This is a genomic window from Streptococcus sp. NLN64 (assembly GCF_015831295.1).
Lineage (GTDB): Bacteria > Bacillota > Bacilli > Lactobacillales > Streptococcaceae > Streptococcus.
In genome coordinates, this window is record NZ_JADXDQ010000122.1 from 1 (window position 1) to 828 (window position 828).

1 tRNA gene and 2 rRNA genes are annotated in these 828 nt (G+C 43.8%); all 3 read right to left on the bottom strand.

The annotated features are described in order from the left end of the window. Positions 1-122: ribosomal RNA gene (locus I2503_RS09410) — 23S ribosomal RNA — on the bottom strand; the annotation flags it as partial. 418 nt (positions 123-540) lie between these two features. Beyond that, positions 541-613, bottom strand: a tRNA-Ala gene (locus I2503_RS09415). 102 nt (positions 614-715) lie between these two features. Beyond that, positions 716-828 (bottom strand): 16S ribosomal RNA (locus I2503_RS09420); the annotation flags it as partial.

Below are 828 nucleotides of genomic sequence, written 5' to 3' on the forward strand. Positions count from 1 at the left end.
CCCATTCGGACATCTCTGGATCTTCGCTCACTTACAGCTACCCAAAGCATTTCGTCGTTTGTCACGTCCTTCATCGGCTCCTAGTGCCAAGGCATCCACCGTGCGCCCTTACTAACTTAACCTCTTTTCTTAACTCTACCTGAATTAAGTAAACTCTTTATGCGTTCAGCGTTTCGGTTTATTTCTTGTTACTTTCTTTGATATAGATATTCAATTTTCAATGTTCTTTTAGGATACTAAGCCCGTCCCAAGAATTGGGCATTTTGAACGGAAAATAGGAAACTGACGAAATGTTCTTCGAACACCAGGAAGTTTATCTTTTTTCCCGAAAAATGAGGGCGTGTTCAACTTCTTTCAAAGTTTTACACTCTATTTAGTTTTCCTTACTTAAGATACCACATCCATAGCTTTTTCCAAAGCAATTGAACTCAGGCTAAGTTCTTGTGAAAAAAGATGCCATCGCTTTGGAGTAAACTCCTTCATCGATGTCCCTATTTTTCTTTAGAACTTCCCGCAAGCGGGACGCCTTTAGTATCTTAATGGAGCCTAGCGGGATCGAACCGCTGACCTCCTGCGTGCAAAGCAGGCGCTCTCCCAGCTGAGCTAAGGCCCCAGGTTGGTTTCTAACCTTTGAATCTATTCTGTTTTATTTCTTGGTTGTCATCTACATGACCCCTCAAAACTGAACAAGTACCAATGTCATCCATTTCCTTAGAAAGGAGGTGATCCAGCCGCACCTTCCGATACGGCTACCTTGTTACGACTTCACCCCAATCATCTATCCCACCTTAGGCGGCTGGCTCCAAACGGTTACCTCACCGACTTCGG